The organism is Deinococcus psychrotolerans (genome assembly GCF_003860465.1).
In the GTDB taxonomy this organism is placed as follows: domain Bacteria; phylum Deinococcota; class Deinococci; order Deinococcales; family Deinococcaceae; genus Deinococcus; species Deinococcus psychrotolerans.
Window position 1 is genome coordinate 1,469,820 of the sequence record NZ_CP034183.1, and the last position, 19,656, is coordinate 1,489,475.

The following is a 19,656-nucleotide window of genomic DNA, read 5'->3' on the forward strand; positions in this document are numbered from 1 at the left end:
TAACATCAGCGGCGTGATGAAGCCGTGATTGACCTGATCGTCCACAAAAAGCCGCCAGCGGGCCTGCGTCCGGCGCTGCGCTCGTCTCTCACGGCCGCCATGCGCCACTTTGAAGTGGAGCACAAAGAAGTAACGGTGGTGCTGGTTTCGGACACGGCGATTCGGGCGCTCAAACTCGAACATTGGGGCGAGGACAGCGCCACCGACGTGCTGAGTTTTCCGACTTACGAGCCGGGCGACCCGTTCGTGCCGCCGCATTTGGGCGACATCATCATCAGCTTGGACACCGCCCAGCGCCAAGCCGAGGCACGCGGCCACAGCTTGACCTACGAGGTGGCTTTGCTGGCCAGTCACGGCCTGACCCACTTGGTCGGTTTCGACCACCCGCACGCCGAGGGGCTGGGTTTCGAGGAAGGAGCGCAGGGGGGAGAGTGGCAAGTGTTCCACGCGGCTTGGGACGCAGCCCGCGCTGGCCTGCTTAGTCAAGCTCAATCCCAGTCAACTGCTCCCCCTTCAACTGCGCCGTGAAGCCCCCGCCTGCCGCTTCCACTTCAGCGCTGAGTTGGCGGCGCTGGCAGCGTTCGGCGGGCTTTGCTTGGGCTGGCCTACGCCACACTTGGCAAACCCAAGCCAACTTCAGGGTTGAAGTGGTGCTGGGGAGCTTGGCTGCGACGCTGTGCTGGGCGCTGCGCGTCTCCCCCGCTCCGGTGCTGCTGTGCTGCGCCTTGGTGCTGAGCTTAGAGCTCGTCAACACCGCCCTGGAAGCCCTTACGGATCTGATCAGCCCCGAGCAGCACCCCGCCGCCAAGATCGCCAAAGACGCGGCGGCGGGCGCGGTGCTGCTGGCGAGCGTCATCAGCGTGGTGGTGGGCCTAGCTGTTTTTGTGCCGCCACTTTGGCGCGTCTTCTCGCCGTTTGCCTTGTCACTGCCGCGTTGACAGCTCACTTCATCAGCGGCCAGCAGCGTGATAGCATGTGCTGAGATGGACGAACCTCCCAGTCGTGAATTAGGTGCTTCACTTCACGCTGCCAGAGGAACGCCGGAGCGGGGGCCGCTCTTTGGGATTCGCAAACTGCGACGCCGAACTGCGGCCCTTTGCTCTGCCGTTTTTATCCTTGTAGAAGTAGACAGCGGCACGCCTGGTGGAACTTTATCCCCCGTGTTGGCTGAGGCGCTTTGGAGTGCGCCGCTTAAATGAACGATTGGTTTGGGGTTGGAATCCTCTTTTTGTTGGTGCTGCTCAACGGCTTTTTTGTGGCGGTGGAATACGCTTTGGTCAGCGTCCGCCACACCCGCATCGACCAACTCGCCGAGGCAGGTTCGGGAGCGGCCCGCACCGTGCAGCGGGTACTGGCCCACCTCGATCAGTACATCGCGGCGGTGCAGCTCGGCGTCAGCATGATGAGTCTGCTGATCGGCTTTATCGCCGAACCGGCTATCGAACACCTCTCGCACCCGCTGTTTACCGCCATCGGCGTGCCAGACGCTTGGCTGACGCCGTTTTCGTTCGGGCTGGCCTTTATCTTGTCCACCACGCTGCACATCGTCTTCGGCGAACTGGTGCCCAAGTCGGCGGCCTTGCAGCGCAGCGAGCGCTTTGCCATGCTGCTCGCTCCCCCGTTGGTGGCCTTTACCGCTGTATTCAAGCCGGTGATTTTCGTGCTGAACGCGTTCGGGCGCGGGGTGCTGCGGCTGTTCGGCTTCCAACCGGTGGCCGGGCACCACACCAGTTACTCGGAAGAAGAAATCCGCATGATCGTCTCGGCCAGCTCCAGAGAAGGCGTGCTGGAAGAGGACGAGCGCGAACTGGTCTACAACGTCTTCGATCTGTCGGATACGGTGGTTCGCAGCGTGCTGACGCCGCGCGGCGATATGGTGGTGGCCGACGGCTCCGCTCCGATTCGGCGGCTGCTCGAACTCAGCACCGAACACGGCTACTCGCGGGTGCCGGTTTATCAAGACACCCCCGACAACATCGTGGGCGTGGCGCACACCAGCGACGTGCTCCAGCACCTCGAAGAACTCGATCAGATGACGGTGGCCCAGCTGATGCGCCCCACCTTTTACGTGCCTGAAAGCATGAGTATCAAAGACCTGCTGACCAAGATGCGCCAGCGCAAATCTCACCTCGCCATCGTGGTGGACGAGTTCGGCGGCACCTCGGGACTGGTCACGCTGGAAGACGCCTTAGAAGAAATTGTCGGCGAAATCTATGACGAAACCGACGAGGAAGAAGTATCACCCGTGGTCGAAATCTCTGAAGGCGTGTATATGATGGACGCCTCGTTGACGGTAGACCAAGCTGAAGCCTTCCTCGGCGACGCCCTCGAGGACGAAGAAGGCGAGTTTGAAACGCTGGCAGGCTTTGTGACCAACCACTTCGGCGACATTCCCGAAATTGGAGCGGAGTTCGTCCACGAAGGCTGGACGTTCCGTGTGGAAGAAGCCGACGAGCGCCGCGTGTCTAAAGTCTTAGTGTCCAAATTTATAGAAAGCGGCGATGAGGAATCAAGCAAACCGGAGGAAAGTCATGAGTCAGCCCCCAAATCAGACGCCAGTCCAGCCCAAAAAGCCGCTTCCCAATAAGGAGCAACCCAGTAGTGAGCTGCTCAGCGCTGCTAGAGCCGCCTTCACAAATGCTTATGCGCCTTACAGTCACTTCAAGGTGGGCGCGGCCATGCGGACTTCCGGCGGGCAAATCTACGCTGGAGCCAATGTCGAAAACGCCAGCTACGGCCTGAGCCGCTGCGCCGAGCAGTCGGCTGTTCAGGCGATGGCCAGCGCGGGTGAGCGCGGCTTTGACGAGTTGGTGGTGTACTCCGACGCCTCGCCGCCAGCCAGCCCGTGCGGCGCTTGCCGCCAGATTTTGTTCGAATTCAGCCCGAAGGCTCAGGTCTTTTGCGTCAACACTCAGGGTGACATGTTGGCCTACACCGTGGCCGACTTTTTGCCGCACGCTTTTGAACTGGAACGCAGCTAAACGGCCAAGCGCCACACCGTTTAAGAGATGAGCAGTGCATGTGGAAAATTTTTTCACATGCACTGCTTTTTCGTCGTCGTCATCGGCTTTCCTGAAAAGTGAGGGAATGGCCTTTATTTTAACTCACTTTCCACATGACACCCTGCTTAAATGCAGGCATGCCTTCAACCCACCTCTGGCGCTCAGCGGCTTTCCTTGGATTGGCTCTCAGCTTGGCCGCCTGCAGCACGCTTCCGACTCCCCGTACTCCGAGTTCTCAAGCAGGTGCGTCTCAAGCCAATCTGCCTCAAGTCAGTAGCCAGTTGACGCCCAGCCCCAGCAAGGTGCAGGCGCTGGGCTTGGGGAGCAGCAGCACAATGGTGGTGAGCCAAACCCAGACCTTCACGGTGTACGTGGGTGGTAAGCCCGCTGCCCCCGGCCAGTTGACATGGACGACCACCAACGCGGGCGTGGTGAGCGTCACGCAAGGCGGCACCGTCACGGCCACCGGCGCGGGCAGCGCCACCGTGCGGGCCGCCCTCACCGCTTCCCCCAGCGCTTTTCTCGACTTTCCGGTGACGGTCAACGCGGCTGGTGCCCCGACGCCCACTCCACCCCCCACAACCAGCGCTTATGCCCAGCGGGTCTTGCAACTGACCAACGCCGCCCGCTCCACGGCGCGGACTTGCGGCAGCGTGAGCCTACCCGCCGTACCCGCGCTGAGCCTCAGCGCCCAGCTCACCGCCTCCGCGCAGGGCCACGCCAGCGACATGGCCGCGCTGAATTATTTCAGCCACACCAGCCAAGACGGGCGCACTTTTGATCAGCGCGTCAGCAACGCCGGCTACCTTTGGGGCAGCGTCGGTGAAAATATTGCCGCCGGGCAACCGACACCCGAAGCAGTGGTCGCCGGTTGGTTGGCTTCACCCGGCCACTGCACCAACTTGATGAACGCCCGCTTCACCCAAATCGGTGTGGGCTACGCTCAGGGCGGCAGCTACGGCTCGTACTGGGTGCAGGATTTCGGCAGACCACGCTGAGCATCTGCACCGTGCTGTGAACGCCTTGGAGCGGGACGGAAAACCCAAGCCAACACCGAACAAAAAGGAGACAACCTAGAGTCGTTGCCTCCTTTTTGTTTGTCTTTATGGGTGCTTAGCGCGGCTGGCCCCCTAGCGCTCCCCACCAGTACCCCCACACATTCCGCACTGTCTCACACAAATGCGGCGCTCCACCACCAAAAATAAGACTCAGTCATTGTGAAATTTTTCGCTTCTCTAGAGGTACTCGTCCAGTGAAAACCATATTGCAAGTTGATAGAACCGATTGCGGGCCGACCTGTCTAGCGATGATTCTTCAGCACTGGGGCCGTCAAGAGCCGCTTTACCGCCTGCGCGAGTTGGCGGGTACCACACAGGGCGGAACCAACTTGCTGGGCCTCAAAAACGCCGCACTGGCGCTGGGCATCGAAGCCTCGGCCTACAGCGGCGACCTCGAAGCGCTGGGGCAAATTGATCTGCCCGCCATTTTGCACTGGGAACACAACCATTACGTGGTGCTGTTTAAGCTGAGCGAGCGCTTTGCTTGGTTGGCCGATCCGGCGCAGGGCACCCGGCGCGTCAGCCTCGCCGAACTTGAGAGCAAGTGGACCGGCAAAATGATGGTGTTCCGGCCCAGCCCCAGCTTTCAGCGCGGTGTTTTCATCGGCAAGCGCGGCCTGCGCGGTCTTTTTGCCCACTTGCAGCACTTCAGAGGCACACAGGGCGTCTTGATGGAAGTCACGGTGGCGACTTTGCTGCTGGGCCTGCTCAGCTTGGTCGCGCCGCTGCTCTCGCAAGTGGTGTTTGACCGGGTACTGACCTTTCGCGAAGTGCAACTTCTCCCCTATTTGCTGGGCGCGATCTTCGGCCTAGCCGCCCTGCAAGCCGGATTCGGAGCGCTGCGCTCGTACTTGTCCAACCACTTGGCCATGAGCCTGAATTACCGCCTGCAAATCGGCTACCTCGACCACTTGCTGCGCTTGCCGCTCAAAATTCACGAAACGCGCCTCGTCGGCGACTTTTTGCAGCGCTTCAGCGACCTCGACCACGTCCGCGAGGTGCTGACCAGCTTTATGGTGGGCGTGCCGACCTCGGTCGTGACCTTGATCGTCAGCGCCGGAATGCTGTTTTTCTACAACGTTCAGTTGGCTTTGGTCGCTTCGGTGGCGCTGATTCTTGACGTGGCGTACCTGCTGCTGGTGGCTCCCAAGTTACGCGAAACCAGCCGCAAGATGATGAAAAAAGCTGGCGAACTCGACAGCTTCATGATCGGTAACCTTGAAGGGATCTCGGCGCTCAAGGCGTACCGCGCCGAAGGCTGGGCCCTGTTCAAAGGCCGCAACCAAGTTTCGGGCCTGATGGATCAAAAGTGGAAGAACTTTTCAATTCAAAACAACAGCGGCATCATCTTCGCGTTGCTGGGCAGCTTGTCGAGCATGATTACGCTGTGGTACGGCGCGACTCAGGTGCTCAATCTCAAGCTCTCGGTGGGGCAATTAGTGGCGACCTACGGCTTGGTGGGCAACGCGGTGGGCGCACTCTCCAGCATCATTCTCAACTTGCAGGCCATGCAGCAGGGCGCGGTGTCGTCTGACCGTTTGGCCGAGATTCTGGAACTCACCCCCGAAAATGAAACCGACGGCAGCCAAACCCAAGGCGAGCTGTTGCCGCTGCAAAGCGCTCTGCGGATCAGCAATCTCAGCTTCGCGTATATGCCGCAGCGCCCGCTGCTCAAAGAAGTCAGCTTCAGCTTGCCCAAAGGCAGTTATGTAGCGCTCCTCGGCAGCAACGGCTCAGGCAAAAGCACGCTGTGCAACTTGCTCAGCGGCATGCTCACCCCCGTCAGCGGCGAGATGTTCTGGGACGATTTGCCGCTGAGCGAGTACCCCCCCAGCGCCGTGCGTGCCCGCATCGCTTATCAGCGCCAAGAAGTGCCGATCTTCCTCACCACCGTGCAGGACAATTTGTGCATGGGCCGCACCGTGCCCGACCAGCAACTCAGTGACGTGGTCAGTGCGCTGGGCTTATCACAGGTCATCCGCCGCTTGCCCGAGGGCATGAACACCATGCTGGGCGGCGACAGCCCGCACCGCTTGTCGAGCGGCGAGCGCCAGATGTTCGGCTTAGCGCGGGCACTGCTCTCCGACGCGGACGTGCTGATTCTCGACGAACCCACTGCCACGCTGGATATGGAGCGTGAAGCGCGGGTGGTCAATTTGCTGACCCACCTCAAAGGCTACAAAACCATTTTGGTCATCACCCACCGCCCCGCGCTGATCGGCCCAGCCGACCACGTCCTGGAGCTGCACGACGGCGTGCTGAGTCCTTCCAGCTCGACGTTGGCCGTGATGAACGCGCTGTTTGCCGGAGACAGCGCATGGTGAGCAGCGGCGCAGGAGGAGCAACATGGTAGAGACCTACCGCTGGGAACAGCCGTTGCAAGGCTCGCCCCGCATTTTGATCTGGCTGCTCACCGCCGGAATCGCCGGGGCTGTCGGCTGGTCGGCGTTTGCCAAAGTCAGCGTCTACGCCGTGGTCAAGGGCACGCTGACGCCGCGCATTCAGCCGCTGACGGTCAGCATTCCCAACACCGGGCGGGTCGTGGGCGGCAAAGTGCAGCTCTGGCAAAAAGTCCGCAAGGGTCAGGTGCTGTTCACGCTCGATTTGCTGGCCCGCGACGCTCAGGACGCCAAACTCCAACTCGAAGTTCAAAAAAACGTCGCCGCTCAGGCCGGTCAGGGCATTGACAGCGCCCAAATCGACCTCCAGAGCAAGCAGCAGGCCGCCAAGAGTGCCCGCGCCATTTTTGATTTGGGTGGTCTCTCGCGGGCCGATTTGGAAGCCGCCGTGGCCGCTGAGCGCTTGGCCGAATCCAATCTGCAGAGGGCCAAGTCACAGCTCGGCTCGGCGCAGGCGCAGTTGTCGCTGCAAGAGCGCAACCAGCAGGTCAAAGTCATCAGTCCGGTGGACGGGCAAATTATGCAGCTCTCGGATATTCACGTCGGTCAGGCCGTCAACGGTGGCCAGAGTGTTCTGTCGATTTTGCCGGAAGGCGAGAGATTGATCTTCCGGGGCAAAGCGGCGGAATCCGACCGGCCCAAGCTGAGAACCGATTCACGGGTGCAAATCGCCTGGAACGGCTACCCGCGCCAGAAGTACGGCGTGACCAACGGCCTGCTTCAGGGCGTCGCGCCCACCAGTGACACCGATGCGGCCAGCGGCAACGTCACCTATCAGGTGGAAGTGGAATTGCCGCTCGAAGGTGGCCGCCTGCAACTGGCGGGCCGCTCGCTGGTACCGGGGATGGTCGGCGAAGCGCATGTGCTGTCGTCCGAAAAAACCGTATTGGGCCTCTTTTGGGACTGGGTGCGCGGCGCTGATCCGTGGAGCTGAACAGACGCGGCGAGCGCTGAGCCGACACGGGGCATTTTGCTGCTGAATTTGCCGAGCGCCTGTGCTTGAATGCATTTATGTCCGGTTCTCCCCTTCCCATTCAAAGCGGCCAAACCACCACCCGCACGCTGCTCTTGGTTATTTTGCTGACGGCGGCGGTGCCGGTGGCGGCCAAGTGGGTGCAGGGCGATTTTGCCCGCTGGCTGAGCAACGCGCTGATTCTGGTGGCCTCGGGTTGGCTGCTGCTCAACGTGGACAAAGGCTCGGTACTGGCCTGGCGGGTCACCATCTCGCTGAGCATCGGCCTCGGCGTGCTGGCGATGTTGGTCGGCTTGGTGGCGGGTCAGGGCGCGTGGGGCGGCTGGATCGTGACTTTGGTGGGCCTGATTTTCATGGGCTGCGGGTTGATGCTGGTGGGACTGCCCGACGTGCGCGAGTACCTCAATACCCGCTGGGCGACGTGGCGGCGCAGACGGTGAAACTCAGATGACCCGCCGCTTCACCGTCTCCGGCACCAACACCGCTTTTGTCTGCGCCCACTGCGGCCTGTCGGTTTTGCCGCTGAGCAACGGCTCGGTGCGCAACCACTGCCCAGCCTGCCTCCACAGCCTGCACCTCGACGTCTTTCCGGGAGACCGGGCGGCCAATTGCGGGGGTTTATTAGAGCCGGTCGAAGTTGAGCAGCACCCCAAAAAAGGCTGGATGATCGCTTACCGCTGTCAGAAGTGCGGCCACACCGGGCGCAACAAAGCCGCCCTTGACGACCCCAACCAGCCCGACGACTTTGAAGCGTTGCTGGCGGTGTCAGCCCGTCAGCGCGACTAACAAACGGTGAGCGCACCCCACTGAGCTGTATTTGTTAAGCTCAGGGCATGATCTTGTGGGCACTGGTGACGTTGATTTTGTTTTCGGCTTTGCTGCTGAGCTTGGCCGCGTTTGGGCCGCTGAAGGGCACGCCTTCGGCTGGGCCGCTGAGCTGGACGGCGGGAGCGCAGGCGATCCTCGGCTTGGCGCTGGTGGGCGCACGCCTCACGGGGATGGCTTAAGGTGCCTTTTTCTGACGCTCCTTACATCCCGAATCTGCCCAAACCCAGCCTCGGAGCAGGCGCAAACCTGATCGACCTCGACTTTATGGGCGTGGCAGGGAGCATCGCTTGTTACGTCTTCGACACGGGTGACGGCTTGGCTTTGGTGGACACCGGCCCCAGCACCACCTTGCCTGCTCTAGAGCGCGGACTTAAACGGCTGGGCAGAGACCTCAGCGAAGTGCGCCATATTTTGCTGACCCACATCCACTTCGACCACGCGGGCGCGGCGGGCCACTTGGCACAGCGCCTCCCCGACGCCAAAGTGTATGTCCATGAGCGCGGCGCGGGCCACCTCAGCCGCCCGGAGCGCTTGCTGGCCAGCGCCACCCAGATTTACGGCGATCAGATGGAAACGCTGTGGGGCGATATGCTGCCGGTTCCCGAGGAGCGCTTGGTAATTCTCAGGGGCGGCGAAACTCTGGAATTCAGCGGCCTACCGCAGGGCGTAAAGGTGCATTACACGCCGGGGCACGCCGTTCACCACCTGGCTTACCACGCCGAGGACGATTTGTATGTGGGTGACGTGGGCGGTATCCGCATCGCCATTGCCCAGACGCCGCGCCCACCCACGCCGCCACCGGACATTGATCTGGAGGCCTGGGCCGCGAGCGTCGCCCTGCTGCGCGAACTGCCCGCCCGCCGGATTCACCTGACGCACTTCGGCAGCTATGTCCACACCGCCGCGCACTGGGACGGACTGCTGGCCAGCATCCACACCGACGCGGCGCGGGTAGGTCAGCGCCTCGCGGCAGGCGAAGACCTGGAGAGCATCACGCGGGCCTTTACCGCCGAGCTGCACACCGATTTGAGCGCCGAGATCCCGGGCCTCACCGAAAAGTTCATTTTGGTCTGCCCGCCTTGGATGGGCGTGCAGGGCCTGGCGCGGTACTTCCAGAAGCGGGCGAAACGGCCGATGGAAGACCAAGCGTGAATGTTCTTGTCATCGGCGGCGGCGGGCGCGAACACGCCATCGTGGAAGCGCTTTGCCGCGCACCCAGCGTCAGCAGCGTGCTGTGTATGCCGGGCAATCCGGGCGTCGCGGCGCTGGCCCGCTGCGTAGCGGGTGAGCCGACGCCGGAAGCTGTCAGCGCCCTCGCGCAGCAAGAACAGGTGGACTTGGTGATCGTCGGCCCCGAAGCGCCACTGGCCGCTGGCGTAATAGACGCGCTGCAAGCTGCTGGAATCGCAGCTTTTGGCCCCACCCAGGCCGCCGCCAAGCTGGAAGGTGACAAAGCGTGGAGCAAGGCCTTTATGCTGCGCCACAGCATTCCCACCGCCCAGCACCGCAGTTTTGCCGAGTTGCCGCAGGCGCTGGAGTACGCCGCCGCCCAGCCGCTGCCCACCGTCATCAAAGACGCGGGCCTGCGGGCAGGCAAAGGTGTCACGATTGCCCGCAGCCACGCCGAAGCCCGAGCCGCGCTGATGTCTATTTTTGAAGTACCGGACGCGCAGGCGGTCATCGAAGAATTCATGACCGGCCAAGAAGTCACGGTGCTGGCTTTTTGCGACGGCGTGCGGGCGGTGATGATGCCGCCCTCGCAAGACCACAAAACCATCTTTGAAGATGATCTTGGCCCGATGACCGGCGGTATGGGCGTGATCTGCCCGTTTCCCATCTCGGAGACGGATCTCAACCGCGTGCAAAGCGAAATTCTGGACGCGGCGCTGCTGGGCATGGCGGAAGAAGGTCGGCCCTACATCGGCGTGCTGTACGCGGGCCTGATGCTGACCGAGGGCGGCCCCAAGGTGGTCGAATTCAATGCCCGCTTCGGCGACCCCGAAGCCGAGGCCGTTTTGCCGCTGCTGCGCGGCGACCTCGCCCAGATCGCGCTGGCCTGCACGCGGGGCGAGCTGAGCGCCGAGCAGGTGACCTTTGGCTCAGATGCCAGCGCCGTGATCATCTTGGCCGCGCCGAACTATCCCGGCGAGCCGGAAAAAGGCATCGCGCTGAGCTTGCCCACTCCCTCTGAGGGCGAGCACCTCTTTCAAGCGAGTACGGCTATGCGGGGTGGGCAACTCGTCAGCAGCGGTGGGCGGGTGCTGGCCGCCCAAGCCTGTGCGCCGACGCTGAATGCCGCGCTGGGCAAAGCCTACCGCTTGGCTCAGGCGGCGGCCTTTGAAGGCGCTCAGCTGCGGCGCGATATCGGTGCCCGCATCGGAGCCAAGCCCGACACGCTCTCCGAATAAACCTGCCGGCTTTATTTGAGCTTGAAGGCAATCAGGAAATACGGCTGCTTGGCCTTGCCGGTGAAGCCCGCGTTGGAGTCGTCGGCAGCGCTGATCATGACCCGCCAAGTGGTTTGACCTTTGCTGAACGTCGCGTCAGCCCGCTGCTTACCGAATAGGGGCGCGAGTTTGAAAGGCTGCATATCGTCAAGGTAGCCTTTGGCCTTGAGACCAGCTTTGATGTCTTTTTCTAAGGTCTTGAGGCTTTTTTCGGCCACCCAGTAAAGCTCATAGGTGCTGATGGTGCCCATGCCTTCGGCCAGCTTGACTTGCTGCTGGCGCATGGCCGCGTAATCTGCGCCGCACTCGGCACTGAGATAAGCGGGGAGGGGCATCAAGCCGCCCAGCAGTTTGCCCGGAGCGGTGTCGCATTTAGCCGCCGCCAGACCCAGTGCGGCGAAAACACTCAGAGCAAAGGCCGTTTTAGAAGTCAGCAAATGATTCACAACGCCCAGTTTACTTCAACTCTCGGGCCGCAAACCCCCCTCAGCAGTTGATTTTTGGCCGCTGCACTGCTAGCATCACGCTTGCCTTGCTGAGACGCTCTCAGATAGGCAAAGAGTCGCCGGAGTGGCGGAATGGCAGACGCACTTGACTCAAAATCAAGCGGGAAACCGTGTGGGTTCGACTCCCATCTCCGGCACCAACAGGTTCGAGAATTCTCTGAAATCAGTTTTATCCCAAGGAACCAAATGACTGCATTGCTCTCCATTTTTATTGCCCTGTTCGCACTGATCTGCATCGGCCTCGTTTTCTTTGTGCTGCTGCAAGTGCCCAAGCAAGCCGGTTTGTCGGCCAGTCTCGCCTCGGGCGGCGATTTGTTCGGCGGACGCGGTGTAGAAGGTGGTTTGATCCGCATTACCAGCATCTTGGGCGGCTTTTTCATGCTGCTGGCGCTCTTGATCTCCATCTTGTCGCACTGAGCTACAATTCGCCCAAACTTTACATCCGGTTTCCGCAAGGGGGCTGGATGTTTCGTTTGTTAGCTTTGTATGCTGCATGACTTTACATAAGTCATTTTGCTTAGCGCTTCTACGCCATTTGCTTGACCTGAGTCAAAATTCGCGCCTATAGTACGGGCGCTACCGTTCCTTGCCTTTGTCAGCCCGCGTCCCCGGTCTTGACATTCACAACGCGTGCTTGCGGCAAGGCCAACCAACCACGGAGCACTCGGCCCCGACTTCACTTTCCCAAGGAGAACTCCAATGAAGAAATTTCTGATGTTTGCCGCACTCACCTTAGGTGCTGCCAGCGCTGCCCCGTTTGTTTATCCCGCTGCTTGGTTCGCCGACCCGGCCTCACAGGCCAAGTCGGGCGGCGAGGTAAGAGGGACCACCCTCAGCGACTACAAAACGCTTAACCCGTTTACTTCCGCTGAAGCGAACAGCCTGCCCCAACTCATGGGCGATCTCACTGCGGGCCTCTTTCAGCAAGACCCCACCAGCGGCGACTTCATTCCCTTTATGGCCGCCGCCATGCCGACGGTCAGCAACGGTGGCAAGCGCTTTACGGTCAAGCTGCGGCCCGACATGAAATTCAGCGACGGTCAGCCGATCACCGCCGACGACTGGGTAACGACTTACAAGATCGACGTTGACGACAAAGTGGGCAGCAACGCCCGCGACAGCTTTTTCCTCAACGAAAAGCCAATCACCGTCAAGAAGATCGACGCCACCACCTTGCAGTTTGATTTCCCAGCGGTGAGCGCCAGCGCTTACTCGATCATGAGCTACGCGCCCTGGCCCGACCACGTATTTGGGCCGGTCTACGCCAAGAGCGGCGCGGAAGGCATCAAGGCGATGTGGGGGATCAGCGCCGATCCCAAAACGATCGTCTCGCCGGGGGCCTGGGTCATCACCAGCTATCAGCCGGGCCAGCGGGTCGTGCTGAAGAAAAATACTTATTACGGCCAGTGGGTTCATGACAGCGCCGGGAAGCCCCTTCCGTATCTCGATACGTACAGCATCCGCATCGTCAAGGACTTGAATGCCGATCTGGCGGCTTACCTGTCGGGACAGACCGACGTCTACGCTCCCACCAAGGCCGACGACCTCGCGCAGATCAAGAAGGCCATCGACGGCGGCAACCTCAAGTCGGTACTGGTGCCCAATGTCAGCCCCAACTCGACCAGTTCTTGGATTGTCTTTAACTGGAACAAGTCGGATGATCTCTTCAAGCAAAAAATCTTCCGCGAAGCCAAGTTCAGGCAGGCCATGAGCCACATCGCCAACCGTGAGGGCATGATTCAACTGGCGCTGGGCGGCCTCGGTACTCCGGTGTATACCAGCACCTATCCGGTGTTCAAGAATTACCAATTCGCCGATACGCCCAAGTTCGAGTACAACCTGGCGGCGGCCAGCAAGCTGCTCTCGGACATCGGCTTCAAGAAGAAAAACGCGGCCGGCTACTTGGTGGACGCCAGCGGCAAGGAATTGTCCTTTACCCTCGCCACCAACTCCGGTAACACGGTGCGCGAGCAGCTCGGCAGCATCTTCCGCGACGAAGCTAAGAAGGTGGGCGTCAAGGTCAACTTCACGCCGATTGATTTTAACAACTTGGTTGATCAGCTCACCTCCAAGGGTGCCAACCGCCCCTTCGACGCCATCTTGCTGGGTCTGTCGGGCGGCACCAACATCTGGCCCTACGGCAACAATGTCGTGCCCTGCGGCACCAATTTGCACTCGTACAATGCTCCTGCCAACGGAGCTTGCCTGACGCCGCAGGAAACCTTGATGACCAAGCTGTACTACCAAGGCGACCAGACCTTGGACGTGGCAGCCCGCCAGAAGATCGGCCAGCAGCTCTCCAAAGTCGAAGGCCAGTTACAGCCAGTGATCTACTTGGTTGGCACCAACTTCCACGTCACTTACACCAACCGCCTGGGCGGTGAGTTCAAGCGCAACCTGTGGGACGCTTACTACGGCACACGCCCTGGTGTGTTTGTCACCACCTACATCAAGTAATCCGTAACGAGCTGTGACCTCCGGGGGCCGTTCGCATCCGCGAATAGCCCCCACTGCATATCGAACCGCACCTTAAAATAAGAAGGAGCCGCCATTGTTAGTTTTCCTGCTTCGCCGCTTTCTCAATTCTATTCCCACCTTGATTTTGGCCAGTATGCTGATTTTCTTTGTCATCCAGCTCGCTCCCGGCGATTTCTTGACACCTGCCCGGCTCAATCCGGCCATCTCGCCCCAGCAGCTTGAAAATCTGAGACGGAGCTTTGGCCTAGATCAGCCGCCTGTCATTCAGTACTTCACCTGGATCAAAAATGTGGTGCAGGGTGATTTAGGCCTTTCCTTTCAGTACCAGCAACCGGTGCTGGCCATCGCTTGGCCGCGCATTCTCAACTCGCTGTACTTGGTGGCGCTGTATTTGGTGCTCTTTTATGCCATCGCTATTCCGCTGGGCGTTTACGGAGCGGTCAAGCAGTACACCCTGGGCGACAAAATCAGCAGCGGCGTGATGTATTTCTTGCTGGGCTTCCCCAGCTTTTTTCTGGCACTGATCGTGCTTTACGGCATCGTGCAGCTACGCTTTGCCACCGGCTGGGCTATTCCTACCGGCGGCATGACCAGCGACAACTACAGCACACTCGGCACGTTCGGGCGGTTCTGGGACATTTTCAAACACATTCTTTTGCCCGCTCTGGTGGTTGCGGTGGGCGACGTGGCAGGTTTTACCCGTATCCTGCGCGGACAGATGCTCGAATACCTGCGGGCCGATTTTGTCAGAACAGCCCGTTCTAAAGGCGCGAGCGAGTTCATAGTGATTTACAAGCACACGCTCCGCAACGCCATTATCCCGTTCGTAGCCGGACTCGGCGGCCAACTGCCTGCACTGATCAGCGGCGCAGGATTCGTCGAAGTGGTGTTCGCTTATCCCGGCATCACACCGATGCTGCTCGACTCGATCAATGCCCGAGATCTTTATCTGATTGCCGGGTTTAATATCTTGACGGTGGCCCTGCTGATTATCGGCAACGCCATCAGCGACATCTTGCTCAGCGTGGTTGATCCGCGCATTCGCTATTCGTGAGGGCGGGTCTTAAGAAATGACACACGTTTTTTCAATCACTTCAGGGAGCCAGCGATGACCACCGCCGCCACGCCCACCAAGGCGATCAACAAGAATCAGGGTCAATTTGCCATTGCCAAGGAGCAGTTCAGAAAAAACGCCACCGCCAAATTCGGCGGCGTCGTGCTGATCTTGCTGTATCTAATGGCCTTATTCGGTGGTTTTCTGGCTCCCGACGGTCTGTCAAATTACAGCACCACCAATCTGACGCCGTTTCATCCGCCCACGCCCATTCATTTCGCTTCAAACGGCGGCTTCTCCCGGCCATACGTTAACAACTACACCCAGCAGCTCAACATGAACACCTTTGTCAATGAATATAAAGCGACCAAAGAGAAATGCCCCATTTATTTTGGGGTGAGGGGCGAAACTTACAAGATTTTGGGCTTCATACCCTCCAATTTGCATCTTTTTGGCACTGGGAATCCGGTTTGTAAAGTTTATTTATTTGGCGGCGACGCACTGGGCCGCGATCTGCTGTCAAGGACGCTCTACGCCTCGCAAGTCTCTTTAACGATTGGCGTCCTCGCCGTTTTGATCGCCACCGTGATCGGTATGGCGATGGGAGCCATTTCTGCTTATTTTGGCGGCGTGGTCGACAACTTGATTCAGCGCTTGATCGAGGTCATCGCCTCTATTCCTTACCTTTTTCTGGTGATCTTGCTGCGCTCCATTTTTCCATCAGACCTCAATCCTATCTTGGTGCTTTACGTCATTTTGGGAATTCTGGCTTTTATCAGTTGGGGGGGCCTGGCCCGCGTGGTGCGTGGTCAACTGCTCAGCGTCCGTGAGCAAGATTATGTCTCGGCAGCGACGGCGTTGGGTTCGTCAAATGGCCGGATCATGTTCCGCCATATGCTGCCGTCCATGACCAGTTACCTGATCATCAGCCTGAGTCTGGCGATTCCCGGTTACATCTTGCTGGAATCTGGCCTCAGCTTCTTGGGCATCGGCGCAGTGGAGCCGTATGCGTCTTGGGGCAGCTTACTGAGTCAGGCACAGGAAGGCGGCTTCGCGTCGATTACCCAGCGGCCTTGGGTACTTATTCCCGGCTATTTCATCGTGGCGACAGTGATGTGCTTCCAACTGCTCGGTGACGGCCTGCGCGACGCCCTAGATCCCCGCAAGCGTCAATAAGGCGTAGATTGCCGCCGATGTTACGGCGTCTCGCCGTTTAGCGCTATGATGCCTTCCACCTCTTCCTCCTCGTCGCCGAGGAAATCCAAGAAATTTGACGCCAGCTGTTGTTCGGTTTACGGCCTTTTCCCTTCCTTGCCAAGGAGCCTGCATGACCCTGACCAAAGACACCCCCGCGTCCCACAAACACGCCGACACACTCCTTTCGGTAACCAATCTCAAGACGTACTTTTTTACCGATGACGGCGTAGTCAAATCGGTGGACGGCGTGACCTTTCACATCGCCAAAGGTGAGACGCTGGCTGTCGTCGGCGAGTCAGGCTCCGGCAAAAGCGTGACGAGCCTGAGCGCCATGCGCCTTATTCCTGTGCCGCCCGGCAAGATTGTGGAAGGCGAGATGCTGTTTACCAGCAAAGATGGCCGCACCACTGACCTCGCCACCATGAGCGAAGCCGAAATGCGTAAAATTCGCGGCAACGACATCTCGATGATCTTTCAAGAACCGATGACCTCGCTCAACCCGGTCTATACGGTGGGCGATCAGATTGCCGAAGCCGTCAGCCTGCATCAAAACAAAAACCGCAAGGAAGCCATGCTGGTGGCCACCGATATGCTGCGCCTCGTCGGTATTCCGGCCCCCGAAAAGCGGGTCAACGAGTACCCTCACCAGATGTCCGGCGGCATGCGCCAGCGGGTGATGATCGCCATGGCGCTGTCTTGCAACCCGGCCCTGCTGATTGCCGACGAGCCGACCACCGCCCTCGACGTGACGATTCAGGCCCAGATTCTTGATCTGATGCGCAAGCTGCAAAAAGAGATCGGTATGAGCATCCTCTTTATCACCCACAACCTCGGCGTGGTGGCGGAAATGGCCGACCGGGTGGTGGTGATGTACGGCGGGCGCGTGGTCGAAGAAGCCGACGTCAACGATATTTTCCACGCGCCGCGCCACCCGTACACCATGGGGCTGCTCAACTCGATTCCCCGCGTGGACCACGAGGCCGAGTATCATCCGGTCGCGGGCCAGAAAAAAGAGCGCTTGGAGGCCATTCCCGGCAACGTGCCCAACCCGCTGAACTTGCCCAACGGCTGCGCCTTCGAGCCGAGGTGCAAGTTTGCCATTCCCGATTGCAGCAAAGCCGTGCCTGCTTTAGAAGACACTGGCGACGGCCACATGTCGCGCTGCATCCGCTGGAAGGAATTTGATTCCTTGGTTACCACCGGACAAGCCCAAACAATGGACATCAGCGCCGACGGTACGGCGACCCGCACCGGAGGCATGCTGTGACCGCCAACTTAAATAAACCCGCCAGCGTCCCCGGAGCCGTTGTTGGCGCTGCCGCCGCGCCGCTCTTGAGCGTGCAGAACCTGGAGAAATACTTCCCCATTCGTGGTGGGCTGCTCTCGCGGGTGGTCGCCAACGTCAAGGCCGTCAACGACGTGTCGTTTCAACTGGCCAAAGGCGAAGTGGTGGGCCTCGTCGGCGAGTCGGGGTCGGGCAAGACCACAGCAGGACGCGCCATCTTGCGCCTCATTGAGCCGACCGGCGGACAGGTCATCTTCAACGGCACTGACATCACCAAGCTCGGCAAATCCGAGATGCGCGATTACCGCCGCCAGATGCAGATCATCTTCCAAGATCCGTTTGCCAGCCTTAACCCGCGCATGACGGTCTCGGACATCATCGGCGAGGCGCTGGATATTCACAAGCTGCATCAAGGATCGGCCCGCGCCGACCGCATTTCCAGCTTGCTGCAAAAAGTGGGGCTGCGGCCCGAACACATGCGCCGCTATCCGCACGAGTTTTCCGGCGGCCAGCGTCAACGTATCGGCATCGCCCGCGCCCTGGCGGTTGACCCCAGCTTTATCGTGGCCGACGAGCCGGTGTCGGCGCTTGACGTGTCGATTCAGGCGCAGGTCGTCAACTTGATGCAGGACCTGCAGGAAGAGTTGGGCCTGACCGTTTTGTTTATCGCCCACGATTTGGCCGTCGTCGAATACATCTGTGACCGGATTATCGTGATGTATCTGGGCCGAATCATGGAAATTGCCACCAGCCGCGAACTCAACCGCAACCCCAAGCACCCCTACACCGAAGCGCTCCTGTCGGCTGCCCCGGTACCCGACCCCACCATCAAGCGCCAGCGCATCATCTTGGAAGGCGACATTCCCAGCCCAATCAACCCGCCGAGCGGCTGCGTCTTCAGAACCCGTTGCCGCTACGCCATTGCCGAGTGCGCCAACGTGATCCCGGAGCTGCGCGAAGTCTCGCCGGGCCACTTCAAGGCCTGCATCCGCGACGACGTGCTGTAAGAGCCCAACCGCACAGGGAACGTCAAGTCAAAACAGCAGAGGCTGAGCGAGCAAGAAGCGCTCAGCCCTTTTTTGTGGCTTGCCCGTCAGCTCTTCTCACGCCTCATCAGGAAAAGTATCGCAAAGTACAAGCTATGAACACGATCAGCAAAGCCGTAACTGTCCTAGGCGCTCTCGCGCTGAGCAGCGCCCACGCCACCGACCTGCGCATCTACCAAAACTTCGGCGAAGTCCGCACGCCAGTCACGGCCAGCGCCACGGCCTTTCAGGTGGACTTGCCCGACAGCGCGTGGAGCAACCTGATTCCCGGCACGCTTGACTTGGAGGGCCTGCCCTACACCCAAGCGGTGCAGATGCGCGGCGTAAGCTGGCTGACGAGCTTGGAAGGCAAGACTGTGACCCTGCGCGAAGCGAATTTTGCTGGCCCAGACAAAACCCAGACCGTGACCCTGGTTCGTGCCGCCGATTTACTGATCAAAGACGCCAGCGGCCAGTACCGCAACGTGGCCTACAGCCAGCTCAGCTTTCCCACACTGCCGCCGCTGAACGCCCAGCAGCCGCGCCAGAGCTTGGTGTATACCCTGACCCAGACCGGCAAGGGGACGCTCAGCTACCTGACCCGCGCCCTGAGCTGGACGCCGCGCTACACCCTCAAAACGTCGGGCAGCAGCGCTTCTCTCTCGGCGCTGGCCGATATTCGCAACAATGCCGATCAGGTTTATAACGTGACCGCCACCGAGCTGCTGGCCGGTCAAGTGGATGTTCAGGACGCCCGGCCAGTCATGTATGAGTCGCGGGTGGCGGATATGGCCGGCGCATCCGCGCCTATGCCCGCGCCCAAAGTCGGAGCGCTCGGCACCGTCAATGGCCTTTACCGCTACGGCTTGGACTCGGCCTTCACTTTGCCGGCCAACAGCACCTACACCTTGCCGTTCTTAGCGCCCAAACTGAGCACCTTTGAGCGCTACGCCAGCCTGAGCATGTACTTCGACACCCAGAAAAGCGCCGGCACGCTCAACCGTTCGTACCGCTTCAAAGCCGACCAGAACTTGCCGGGCGGCCAACTGACCGTGCGCGAAGACGGGCGCATCTCGGGCCAAACCAGCCTCGACGAAACGGCCAAAGGCGAGAATGTGGAGTTCAGTCTGGGCCGCGACCCGGATGTCCGCTACACCCGCACGGTGCAGACCATCAGCAGCACCAAAACCGGCGGCACCTACAAAGTCACCTACAGCTTTGAAAGCAGCAAAAACCGTCAAGTCCGTGCCGAAATCAGCGAGCAAATCGGCGGGCGCAAAGTCATCATCGACGGCGTAACCAAGGCCAATCAGAGCGTTGCCGAGCTGAGGGTAGACGTTCCGGCGGGCGGCAAGGCCAGCAAGAGCTTTACCGTGGTGATCGACAACACGCAGTAAAACCAAG

20 protein-coding genes and 1 tRNA gene are annotated in these 19,656 nt (G+C 60.1%); 20 read left to right on the forward strand and 1 reads right to left on the reverse strand.

Going from position 1 to position 19,656, the window contains the following annotated elements; all coding sequences use genetic code 11:
* Window positions 1-24: 24 nt before the first annotated feature.
* The 12 genes from ybeY (at window position 25) to purD (ending at window position 10,668) form a co-directional block, all read left to right on the forward strand.
* Window positions 25-528 carry an rRNA maturation RNase YbeY gene (gene ybeY / locus EHF33_RS07140; RefSeq protein WP_124869350.1) on the forward strand — a complete coding sequence of 168 codons (504 nt, stop codon included), beginning with the start codon at window positions 25-27 and terminating at the stop codon, window positions 526-528.
* On the forward strand, window positions 525-938 hold the full coding sequence (locus EHF33_RS07145) for a diacylglycerol kinase (protein ID WP_124869353.1): 414 nt from the start codon (window positions 525-527) through the stop codon (window positions 936-938). Before ybeY ends, EHF33_RS07145 begins: the two co-directional genes overlap by 4 nt.
* Window positions 939-1,195: 257 nt before the next feature.
* Complete coding sequence (locus EHF33_RS07150; protein ID WP_124869356.1) at window positions 1,196-2,587, forward strand: hemolysin family protein; 1,392 nt, start codon at window positions 1,196-1,198, stop codon at window positions 2,585-2,587.
* On the forward strand, window positions 2,532-2,981 hold the full coding sequence (gene cdd / locus EHF33_RS07155) for a cytidine deaminase (RefSeq protein WP_124869358.1): 450 nt from the start codon (window positions 2,532-2,534) through the stop codon (window positions 2,979-2,981). The genes EHF33_RS07150 and cdd overlap by 56 nt, the downstream gene beginning before the upstream one ends.
* Before the next feature lie 158 nt (window positions 2,982-3,139).
* Window positions 3,140-4,000, forward strand: a complete 861-nt coding sequence (locus EHF33_RS07160) for a CAP domain-containing protein (protein ID WP_241191083.1) — start codon at window positions 3,140-3,142, stop codon at window positions 3,998-4,000.
* Window positions 4,001-4,308: 308 nt separating this feature from the next.
* On the forward strand, window positions 4,309-6,384 hold the full coding sequence (locus tag EHF33_RS07165) for a peptidase domain-containing ABC transporter (RefSeq protein ID WP_241191084.1): 2,076 nt from the start codon (window positions 4,309-4,311) through the stop codon (window positions 6,382-6,384).
* 22 nt (window positions 6,385-6,406) lie between these two features.
* Window positions 6,407-7,393: an HlyD family secretion protein gene (locus EHF33_RS07170; RefSeq protein ID WP_124869369.1), complete on the forward strand. Its 987-nt coding sequence runs from the start codon at window positions 6,407-6,409 to the stop codon at window positions 7,391-7,393.
* Between the two features lie 77 nt (window positions 7,394-7,470).
* Window positions 7,471-7,872: a hypothetical protein gene (locus tag EHF33_RS07175; protein WP_124869372.1), complete on the forward strand. Its 402-nt coding sequence runs from the start codon at window positions 7,471-7,473 to the stop codon at window positions 7,870-7,872.
* Between the two features lie 7 nt (window positions 7,873-7,879).
* Window positions 7,880-8,218, forward strand: a complete 339-nt coding sequence (locus EHF33_RS07180; RefSeq protein ID WP_124869374.1) for an RNHCP domain-containing protein — start codon at window positions 7,880-7,882, stop codon at window positions 8,216-8,218.
* A gap of 47 nt (window positions 8,219-8,265) precedes the next feature.
* Complete coding sequence (locus tag EHF33_RS21085; RefSeq protein WP_164473436.1) at window positions 8,266-8,439, forward strand: hypothetical protein; 174 nt, start codon at window positions 8,266-8,268, stop codon at window positions 8,437-8,439.
* 1 nt (window position 8,440) lies between these two features.
* Window positions 8,441-9,412 carry an MBL fold metallo-hydrolase gene (locus tag EHF33_RS07185; RefSeq protein WP_338135007.1) on the forward strand — a complete coding sequence of 324 codons (972 nt, stop codon included), beginning with the start codon at window positions 8,441-8,443 and terminating at the stop codon, window positions 9,410-9,412.
* On the forward strand, window positions 9,409-10,668 hold the full coding sequence (gene purD / locus EHF33_RS07190) for a phosphoribosylamine--glycine ligase (RefSeq protein ID WP_124869377.1): 1,260 nt from the start codon (window positions 9,409-9,411) through the stop codon (window positions 10,666-10,668). The genes EHF33_RS07185 and purD overlap by 4 nt, the downstream gene beginning before the upstream one ends.
* Before the next feature lie 11 nt (window positions 10,669-10,679).
* Here the strand turns inward: purD and EHF33_RS07195 are convergent, their stop codons facing one another.
* Entirely contained in the window at window positions 10,680-11,153 is a 474-nt protein-coding gene (locus tag EHF33_RS07195) for a hypothetical protein (RefSeq protein ID WP_124869380.1), read from the reverse strand.
* 118 nt (window positions 11,154-11,271) lie between these two features.
* On the opposite strand from EHF33_RS07195, the gene EHF33_RS07200 reads away from it, so the two are divergent.
* The 8 genes from EHF33_RS07200 to EHF33_RS07235 all read left to right on the forward strand — a co-directional run bounded on the left by EHF33_RS07200 (window position 11,272) and on the right by EHF33_RS07235 (window position 19,649).
* Window positions 11,272-11,353 (forward strand) — tRNA-Leu (locus tag EHF33_RS07200).
* Window positions 11,354-11,399: 46 nt separating this feature from the next.
* Window positions 11,400-11,630 carry a preprotein translocase subunit SecG gene (secG, locus tag EHF33_RS07205; protein ID WP_124869383.1) on the forward strand — a complete coding sequence of 77 codons (231 nt, stop codon included), beginning with the start codon at window positions 11,400-11,402 and terminating at the stop codon, window positions 11,628-11,630.
* A gap of 282 nt (window positions 11,631-11,912) precedes the next feature.
* Complete coding sequence (locus tag EHF33_RS07210) at window positions 11,913-13,670, forward strand: ABC transporter substrate-binding protein (protein WP_124869386.1); 1,758 nt, start codon at window positions 11,913-11,915, stop codon at window positions 13,668-13,670.
* Between the two features lie 94 nt (window positions 13,671-13,764).
* Window positions 13,765-14,745, forward strand: coding sequence for an ABC transporter permease (locus tag EHF33_RS07215; protein WP_124869389.1), 981 nt, complete (start codon window positions 13,765-13,767; stop codon window positions 14,743-14,745).
* A gap of 54 nt (window positions 14,746-14,799) precedes the next feature.
* A complete protein-coding gene (locus EHF33_RS07220; protein WP_124869392.1) occupies window positions 14,800-15,921 on the forward strand; it encodes an ABC transporter permease in 1,122 nt (373 codons plus the stop codon).
* A gap of 151 nt (window positions 15,922-16,072) precedes the next feature.
* Entirely contained in the window at window positions 16,073-17,209 is a 1,137-nt protein-coding gene (locus EHF33_RS07225; RefSeq protein ID WP_124869395.1) for an ABC transporter ATP-binding protein, read from the forward strand.
* A gap of 65 nt (window positions 17,210-17,274) precedes the next feature.
* Window positions 17,275-18,234, forward strand: coding sequence for an ABC transporter ATP-binding protein (locus EHF33_RS07230; RefSeq protein WP_164473499.1), 960 nt, complete (start codon window positions 17,275-17,277; stop codon window positions 18,232-18,234).
* Window positions 18,235-18,368: 134 nt separating this feature from the next.
* Window positions 18,369-19,649, forward strand: a complete 1,281-nt coding sequence (locus EHF33_RS07235) for a DUF4139 domain-containing protein (RefSeq protein ID WP_124869400.1) — start codon at window positions 18,369-18,371, stop codon at window positions 19,647-19,649.
* Window positions 19,650-19,656 lie beyond the last annotated feature (7 nt).

What these genes read in the sequence shown, in the direction of transcription:
- EHF33_RS07150 (WP_124869356.1), top strand. Translation starts at nt 1,196, where the DNA reads ATGAACGATTGGTTTGGGGTTGGAATCCTCTTTTTGTTGGTGCTGCTC.
- cdd (WP_124869358.1), top strand. Translation starts at nt 2,532, where the DNA reads ATGAGTCAGCCCCCAAATCAGACGCCAGTCCAGCCCAAAAAGCCGCTT.
- EHF33_RS07160 (WP_241191083.1), top strand. Translation starts at nt 3,140, where the DNA reads ATGCCTTCAACCCACCTCTGGCGCTCAGCGGCTTTCCTTGGATTGGCT.
- EHF33_RS07165 (WP_241191084.1), top strand. Translation starts at nt 4,309, where the DNA reads ATGATTCTTCAGCACTGGGGCCGTCAAGAGCCGCTTTACCGCCTGCGC.
- EHF33_RS07170 (WP_124869369.1), top strand. Translation starts at nt 6,407, where the DNA reads ATGGTAGAGACCTACCGCTGGGAACAGCCGTTGCAAGGCTCGCCCCGC.
- EHF33_RS07175 (WP_124869372.1), top strand. Translation starts at nt 7,471, where the DNA reads ATGTCCGGTTCTCCCCTTCCCATTCAAAGCGGCCAAACCACCACCCGC.
- EHF33_RS07180 (WP_124869374.1), top strand. Translation starts at nt 7,880, where the DNA reads ATGACCCGCCGCTTCACCGTCTCCGGCACCAACACCGCTTTTGTCTGC.
- EHF33_RS21085 (WP_164473436.1), top strand. Translation starts at nt 8,266, where the DNA reads ATGATCTTGTGGGCACTGGTGACGTTGATTTTGTTTTCGGCTTTGCTG.
- secG (WP_124869383.1), top strand. Translation starts at nt 11,400, where the DNA reads ATGACTGCATTGCTCTCCATTTTTATTGCCCTGTTCGCACTGATCTGC.
- EHF33_RS07210 (WP_124869386.1), top strand. Translation starts at nt 11,913, where the DNA reads ATGAAGAAATTTCTGATGTTTGCCGCACTCACCTTAGGTGCTGCCAGC.
- EHF33_RS07220 (WP_124869392.1), top strand. Translation starts at nt 14,800, where the DNA reads ATGACCACCGCCGCCACGCCCACCAAGGCGATCAACAAGAATCAGGGT.
- EHF33_RS07225 (WP_124869395.1), top strand. Translation starts at nt 16,073, where the DNA reads ATGACCCTGACCAAAGACACCCCCGCGTCCCACAAACACGCCGACACA.
- EHF33_RS07235 (WP_124869400.1), top strand. Translation starts at nt 18,369, where the DNA reads ATGAACACGATCAGCAAAGCCGTAACTGTCCTAGGCGCTCTCGCGCTG.